Here is a 7,403-nt window from a genome sequence, read left to right as displayed (position 1 = left end):
CTTTATTGGATACAAATATCCAAAAAACACTCAGTTTGTAAAGCACTCTAGTTTCTATAGAAATATATTCAGTAAGTTATTTGAATGGTATAACTTAGGAGACCCAGACTTAGGTATTAACAAAAATTTAATAAAGCTTAGATCTACATCAAAAATTTATGAAATGTTTTGTTTATATAGCTTCATTGAAAGTATATATAAAGCGGGATGGAAAGTTTTAAAGTCAAATCAACATACTTTCTTTAAGAATTTTATTCCTGAATACGTTAAATTTCAAAAAGATGATAACGTATTAGAACTATTTTATGAAAAAACAATTAATCCAGTTAGTAATGAATCTCAGCATAATGATTTGGTTTATTTAGATCATAAAAAAGCTTCTAATTATAGATACTATACCCCTGACTTCATATTTAAAAAAACAAATATGAACGGTGATGTTAAGTATTTTATTTTTGATTCAAAATACAGTAGCTCATCTACTCTTGAAAAATATAGAGTCTTAGATGAACTATACCGAAAATACTATACTAATCTTGCAGTTTTCAATATGCCTGAAATGAGACTTGAATCTAGTAAAATTCTATCAATTGTAGCTATACATCCATTTGGTAAAAACAATTTATTCAAATGGAATAATGTTCCTAATATGAGGATATTTCCAATAGTAGAAAGCTCAAAACTGGATATAAATAATAATAACTTTAATAAATACATAGCGGATTTTGAATCACTTTAATTATAAGGGAGATGTAATCATCTCCCTTATTTTTTAATTATTACGAAAACTAATTTTCGGTTCTATCGCATTAAGGAATTAAGTTTTCCTAAAATTAACATAATACACCTTATGCGAAATGCAATGTATTAGTTTAATTATTTCAATAATTTGTAATCCATAAAAAAGCCTAGTTTGAATAAACTAGACTTTTTACATGAATATTCATGTTCCACGCTTATAAAATAAGCATTGTTTCACAAGATAAGTAAGATCAATTAAACGATCAAATCACAAAATCATTAGCTCTAAGAGTTTAAAAATTAATCATTCTTCATTTCAAATGGGATTTCCATCAAGGTCATAAAGTTTTATTTTTCTCGCACCAGTATTCCAAAACAATTCTTGAAATGCACGTATTTCAATCTTGGTTAAATGATCAGGGATAAGTTCCATGATTTGAACAATCGCAATCGGTGCAGTCAGTTTGAAAAAAGATGAACCTTGAGTATGGTGTTTCATTAAAGCTTTCAAAGTTGCGGTTGCGCTTTCAAAATCTGCCAAAATCATTCTTGGATGGTGATAGGGTATTTGTGGAATTTCTATTGCTTTGACAGTACCGTCTATTGCCATCAACATCATACGGTTTTTATAAAAATGTACCCATATGGCTTTTGGATATTTTTTTAAATCATCTTTTAGCATTTTAGTTCTGAGTTAAAAATTTATTGGATTATAGTGATACTTTTTATAAATTTTCAAATTTATCAATAATTAAAAATATACCTTATCAAAAATGTGATCAGTATTTTTAAATTAGTGTATTAACATCTATAAAAAAGCCTAGCGTATTTAAGCTAGGCTGTATTAATAAATGCTATTTCTCTAAGCGTGATAAAACCATCAAATCACAAAATCAATCACTGCGCGAATCACGCCTAAAGTCAGACCAATAAAAGCACCGACGACAACACCATTGACACGGATCATATGTAAATCACCACCAACTTCATTTTCAATCTTGGCGATCATTTCAGTCGAATCCCATTCATGGATGCGTTGGCTAATAAACTTAATCACTTTCTCGCTGTATTGATCACTCAAATTCACTGCAATACCACTGATACGATCATTTAACAGATCACGAACAGACTGATTTTGAATTAAATTTTCACCGACTTGTTGAATTGCAACACGTAAATTCATCGCAATACCAGAGTCAGGCTTCATTAAATCAGACTTCACCGCATCACATAAAATCACCACCGCACCACTGATAAAATTCAGTACAGGTTCACTGTCGAGTAGGGCATTCTTGGTTTCATTTAAACGGAGACTTGCATTACTGTTATTATCCGCCAATTGAAGCATTAGTTGATTTGCACCCTCCTCAATTTTTTGACGAATCGGATGATCTTCATCCGCCAACATCGATTCTACTTTTTCAATAATTGAATCAATCGTGCGCTTTTCAACATCAATCCCAATCCAACTCGCACCTTTAGCAAGTCGAGAAACACCAAGTTCCTTAAATAAACGTTGGGTTAATTCACGGGTTTTTTCAGGATGATTCATCATCCATTCATGCGCCAAATCTAAACCACGCTGTAATACATCTTGATGGAAATCATTTTCCAACACGGCACGGAGCATTTCACTGGCAAGGTGATTCATACGGGTATTACGAACCCATTGCACACTGTTATTTTGAATAAAGCGTCCAATCTGTTCCTGTCCTACAAATTCAAAAATCTTCGGCACTGTTTGCTGAATCACTTCAACCACTTGACCATTATTCTTTGGATTTGCAAGCCATTGTCCGATTGCTAAACTGAGGTCAGTTTTCTGTAAACTATTTTCAACCACTTGAGGAGAAAGAAAATTTTCCTGAACAAATTTTCCCATCGACTCGGCAATACGCGCTTTATTACGCGGAATAATTTCAGTGTGATCACGTAAAAACTTGGGAATTGGAATTTTTCCAAAAGGGTTGCGAAATAACACTGTGATGGCATACCAGTCTGCCAAACCACCGACTACACCAGCCTCCGCACCGAGCATGAGTATATGAATAAACCATGCATATTCAGGCAATAGTTTTGCGGAAATAATCAATGCAAACCAAGCCACCACAGCGACAACTAAGGCAATTGTTGCAAAGCGTTTACTGCGATCTAGGCTTGGAACCTCATGGATTGATTCACGTTGTTCAATTCCGCTCATGCATTGTCCTAAAAATAATTATTTAGCTGATGGTACAGTAACAGGTTGTGGTTGCAGTACCTGTCCTGTCGGACTAACGCCATATTTCTGCCCTAAAGATTGCAAAATCAGACGAGCGTCAAAGGCATCATTTGGCGATGATTTTTTATCCTTATAACATTCAATCGTATAGGAAACTTGAACAGGGTCAAGTGTCACCACTTGTGGCATATCATAGAATGGATCATTCCAGAACCCTGGATGACGTCTGTAGCCCCAACCATACGGATAGTAACTCTGTGACGGATAAACGACAGCTTTACGAGGCGGCTGTAGAGTGCGATTACTTGGATCATCTAAGACTTTAAAATAAGTAAAACCATTCAATAAGGTTGTTTGTGCTGCTTTGACCAGTGTAATTTCTTCGGCAGTACCAAAACTCATGTTGCTATTACCTTGAAAACTAATGCGATAGCTATGTTCATTCAGCGGAACTGTGGTGTATTGCCCAAGTTGGTCAAAAGTGCGTGGTTTGCTCGGTGTGGTTGCACAACCCGAGATTGCGAGCGCGACAACCATAGATAGACCAATCAGTTGCTTTTTCATTTAACGCTCCTTTTCAGCAGATTCTGAAATACATTTATATGCCCATTATATTGTTATAAATTGATGAATTAAGCATGAATTTCAAGCAGAATTTTGTTACTTGATCGGTAGAGATGATGAGTTTGCATAGCCATTTTTATTTAAAATATGACTTCACTATCGATTAGCTAAATAGAAGTAGCCAAGCGATTGTAGTGAATATCAATACTAAAAGGATTTGATATACTTGAGGCAAATGGAATGGTTGATAGGGAATTGAATGAGTATTGAAATAAAAGGTTATATTGCGACAAGTGCAGATGGTTATATTGCAACAAAAGACGGCTCAGTTGAATTTTTAACACCTTATCAAGCAATTGACTGTGGCTATAACGACTTTATTCAAGAGATTGATATTGTTGTTATGGGACGTAAAACTTATGAAGTGATTTGTTCATTTGGTGGTGAATGGCCATATCCCAATCAAAAAGGATTTATCGTCACTTTCTGTATGGAATCATGGTGTTCATGAATTGGTTGACCATCTCAGACAAAATTTTGAGGGGAATGTCTGGGTTGTCGGAGGAACACAGTTACAGAACTATATTCTTGAGCATAATTTACTGAATAGTTTGGAAATTTTTGTGATGCCTGTATTGCTAGGTGAGGGCATTCCACTGTTCCCAAGTTTTAAGTCAAATGTCCAACAGTTGAAATCTATACAGTCTGAAATGATTGAAAATACGATCATTAAAACAACTTATATTTTCTAATGATCGCTTAAAAATAATGTTTTTTAATTTTAGATCAGGTGAATCCAATGCCAAAAGTCCTTCTTTTTGATTTAGATCAGACTTTGTTAGATCGGAATCGTTCATTAATCAAATTTTTAAATTGGCAGGTCAATTTTTTTCAATTGGTGGATGCCAATAAAAAGTCAGCATTTATTCAACGGTTTATAGAGCTGGATAATAATGGCAGTGTTTGGAAAGATACCGTCTACGCACAAGTAAAAGAAGAATTTAAAATTGAGCCGTATGGTGTAGATGAGCTTTTAAATTCTTATGTGCTCGATTTTAATAAATTTTCCACGGCATTTGAAAATGTTGAAGATGTGATTCGAAAGCTGTTTCAACAAGGTTATCAACTGGGTTTAATTTCCAATGGAAAAACGCCATTTCAACAACATAATTTTTATGCACTTGGTTTAACAGAATATTTTTCAATTGTTGTGGTATCAGAAGAAGTTGAACTACGGAAACCAGATCCTTTGATTTTTGAATATGTATGTAGGCAATTACAATGCAAGCCAAGTGATTGTATTTTTATTGGGGATAATCCCGTTGCCGATATACAAGGGGCAAAAAATGTAGGGATGAAAACGATTTTCTTTCATCCCACATTATCTTTGGGCTCACAGCATGTTGACCAAAGTATTCATCATTATGATGAACTAGAGTCAGCTATTTTGAAAATAGTGCACGGTTCTGATTCAGGTAAAATTTAAATCAAAAACTACTATTCGGCTGTTTTAAAAACTCAATTTCTTCCACAGTCGATTCTCGCCCTAAGATTTCATTACGATGTGGATAACGTCCAAAACGATCAATAATAACTTTATGCTTTTTCTCAAAATCTAAATTGATTGGATTGCCTAAATCTTCAAATAATTTTAATGCTTGTTCATGAATGATCTTGGATTCACTGTGCATAAAGGGCATATATAAAAATGAACGTTGCTCAGGTCTTAAATTTTGATCCAATCCCCGTTGGATCGTTTCCTGCGCTAAAGCCAAAGCCATTGGGTCTTGTGCAAAAGAGGCAGGGCTGTCGCGATATAAATTTCGTGAAAATTGATCCAAAACAATAACTTCAGCCAAACGACCTTCGGCATTTTCTCGCCATGACCAAAGTTCAGCTTGGCGTGCTTGCTCTAGAGTGTCTAAAAATTGATTGCGAAGTTGTTGATCGAATGCATCACTCTTTGCAAACCAGTAGGGTTGAGTTTCAGCGCTAAACCAAAAATCGAGAACAGTTTGATAATTCATAACTTTTATAAAACCTTAATTTTTACAGATTGTTAATTGTTAGTGGGTATTTAGTAATAAAAACATATATTTTAGATATCTTGTAGTCTTCATTTGTGATAAAAAATTGCCGAAAATAAAATGAATATTGAATGCAAAAATCGATGAATATACGTGTATATCGATAAATCACGTTATACTGCGAGCATCCAAAACATTTTATTTGAATAAATTCTTAAGAGAAGCCTTTAAGATAAGCGAGTCAGTATGAGTCAACCCGAAGCGATTTCCCAATCTATTTTACCAAGTTGGGTGGATTCTGCCTTATTCAAAGGGATGTTACGTGGGATTGAGCGTGAAAGTTTGCGTATGCAAAGCAACGGCTTTTTATCACAAGCAGATCATCCCAAATCACTCGGTTCTGCGCTGACGCATCCGCATATCACCACAGATTATTCTGAAGCCTTGATGGAGTTTATTACTCCACCGAAAGAAAGCATTCCTGAAGCATTGTCATTTTTGGCAGATGTGCATGCGGTGGTGAATCGTCATTTAGAAAATGATGAAAAATTATGGACATTGTCTATGCCATGTATGTTGGACGATCAAGAAGAAAATATTCGTTTGGCACAATATGGCACTTCAAATATTGGTAAATTCAAAACTTTATATCGTCATGGTTTAGGCATTCGCTATGGTCGCCGTATGCAGACCATTTCAGGTGTGCATTACAACGTTTCTTTCCCCGATGCGTTATTTGAACAATTACAACAGCATGAAACTGATGAAGCTCTGAAAGCACTCAGTCTGCAAGATTACCGCAGTCATCGTTATTTGGGCTTAATTCGTAATTTTATTCGTCTTACACCATTGGTCATGTACCTTGTTGGCGCAAGTCCGTCAGTATGTAAATGTTTTATGACAGGACGTGAGCATCATTTATTACCGTTGATCAAAGGAACGCTATTCTTACCTTATGCAACAGCATTGCGAATGGGGCGTTTTGGTTATCAAAATTCTGCGCAAAAACAATTGGGCATTCATTACAACAATTTAGAATGTTATGTCGCAGAGTTACAAAAAGCGGTGAATACGCCGTATGCACAATTTAGCCGTTTAGGTTTGAATGATGCCAATGGTGAGCCGAATCAAATCAATGATCACGTGCTACAAATTGAAAATGAATATTACAGCTTAGTTCGTCCGAAACAAGTGCCAAAAGCAGGTGAAACACCATCTCAAGCTTTGGCAAATCGTGGCATTGGCTATGTAGAACTTCGTGCAGTTGATGTGAATCCGTATAGTGCAATCGGGATCGATGAAGATACCGCAGGTTTCTTGGAAGTTGTGGCACTATATTGCTTACTCAAAGACAGTCCAGATTTGTTAGATGCTGAACAAGATATTATTGAGCAGAACCAAGCTGAAGTGGTCAATCGTGGTCGTGCGCCAAATGCTAAAATTATTGAGACTGATCAAGAAATTCCATTATTAGCATGGATTCAACAACATATCACTGCAATGCAACCACTCGCTGATGTGTTAAATCAAAGCTATGCAACGGATTTGTATCGTCAAGCCCTAGCTGTAATGCAAATCCGTGTTGATGATGTGGATCAGACTCTATCTGCGCATGTGATTGAAGATACCATGAAACAAGGCGGGACTTGGGGCTTTGGTAGCTATATGGCAAACCAACATATTGAAAGTTACGAACAACATGTATTAAGTCCAGAAACTTTAGCGTATTTTGAGGAACTTACTCAAAGTTCTCTCGCAGAACAACAGCAACTTGAACAAGATACAAGTATAAGTTTTGAAGATTACTTGAGTAAATTTAGATAAATTTTGAATAAAGTATTGATTCATAT

The 7,403-nt window shown here is 35.4% G+C and carries 9 protein-coding genes; 5 read left to right on the top strand and 4 right to left on the bottom strand.

Annotated features, from left to right (window positions below):
- Nucleotides 1–739, top strand: a 739-nt coding sequence (locus EXE10_RS21455; RefSeq protein ID WP_165383001.1) for a hypothetical protein, incomplete at its 5' end; no start/stop codon positions are given.
- A gap of 318 nt (nucleotides 740–1,057) precedes the next feature.
- On the opposite strand, the gene EXE10_RS06970 is transcribed toward EXE10_RS21455, so the two are convergent.
- From EXE10_RS06970 to EXE10_RS06960, 3 genes are all read right to left on the bottom strand, one after another.
- On the bottom strand, nucleotides 1,058–1,423 hold the full coding sequence (locus tag EXE10_RS06970; protein WP_130112856.1) for a rod shape-determining protein: 366 nt from the start codon (nucleotides 1,421–1,423) through the stop codon (nucleotides 1,058–1,060).
- A 198-nt stretch (nucleotides 1,424–1,621) separates the two neighbouring features.
- On the bottom strand, nucleotides 1,622–2,941 hold the full coding sequence (locus EXE10_RS06965) for a DUF445 domain-containing protein (protein WP_130112855.1): 1,320 nt from the start codon (nucleotides 2,939–2,941) through the stop codon (nucleotides 1,622–1,624).
- Nucleotides 2,942–2,959: 18 nt separating this feature from the next.
- Entirely contained in the window at nucleotides 2,960–3,526 is a 567-nt protein-coding gene (locus EXE10_RS06960; RefSeq protein WP_130112854.1) for a CC0125/CC1285 family lipoprotein, read from the bottom strand.
- A gap of 259 nt (nucleotides 3,527–3,785) precedes the next feature.
- Between EXE10_RS06960 and EXE10_RS21880 the strand changes: the two genes are divergently transcribed.
- Genes EXE10_RS21880 through EXE10_RS06950 form a run of 3 tightly spaced genes read left to right on the top strand, consistent with a single transcriptional unit; the run spans nucleotide 3,786 to nucleotide 5,012 of the window.
- Nucleotides 3,786–4,037 (top strand): dihydrofolate reductase family protein, encoded by a 252-nt coding sequence (locus EXE10_RS21880; RefSeq protein ID WP_228256796.1) that lies wholly within the window; start codon nucleotides 3,786–3,788, stop codon nucleotides 4,035–4,037.
- 1 nt (nucleotide 4,038) lies between these two features.
- Nucleotides 4,039–4,278: a dihydrofolate reductase family protein gene (locus tag EXE10_RS21875; protein ID WP_265937136.1), complete on the top strand. Its 240-nt coding sequence runs from the start codon at nucleotides 4,039–4,041 to the stop codon at nucleotides 4,276–4,278.
- A gap of 47 nt (nucleotides 4,279–4,325) precedes the next feature.
- On the top strand, nucleotides 4,326–5,012 hold the full coding sequence (locus tag EXE10_RS06950) for an HAD family hydrolase (RefSeq protein WP_130112853.1): 687 nt from the start codon (nucleotides 4,326–4,328) through the stop codon (nucleotides 5,010–5,012).
- 1 nt (nucleotide 5,013) lies between these two features.
- Here the strand turns inward: EXE10_RS06950 and EXE10_RS06945 are convergent, their stop codons facing one another.
- Nucleotides 5,014–5,553 carry a DUF924 family protein gene (locus EXE10_RS06945; RefSeq protein WP_130112852.1) on the bottom strand — a complete coding sequence of 180 codons (540 nt, stop codon included), beginning with the start codon at nucleotides 5,551–5,553 and terminating at the stop codon, nucleotides 5,014–5,016.
- Nucleotides 5,554–5,799: 246 nt separating this feature from the next.
- Between EXE10_RS06945 and gshA the strand changes: the two genes are divergently transcribed.
- Entirely contained in the window at nucleotides 5,800–7,377 is a 1,578-nt protein-coding gene (gshA, locus tag EXE10_RS06940) for a glutamate--cysteine ligase (protein ID WP_130112851.1), read from the top strand.
- Nucleotides 7,378–7,403: the final 26 nt, after the last annotated feature.

It is taken from the genome of Acinetobacter sp. WCHAc060033, assembly GCF_004209125.1.
In the GTDB taxonomy this organism is placed as follows: Bacteria; Pseudomonadota; Gammaproteobacteria; order Pseudomonadales; family Moraxellaceae; genus Acinetobacter; species Acinetobacter wuhouensis.
The sequence above is the reverse complement of the archived record's forward strand: the minus strand, read 5'-3'. Positions and strand labels throughout refer to the sequence as shown.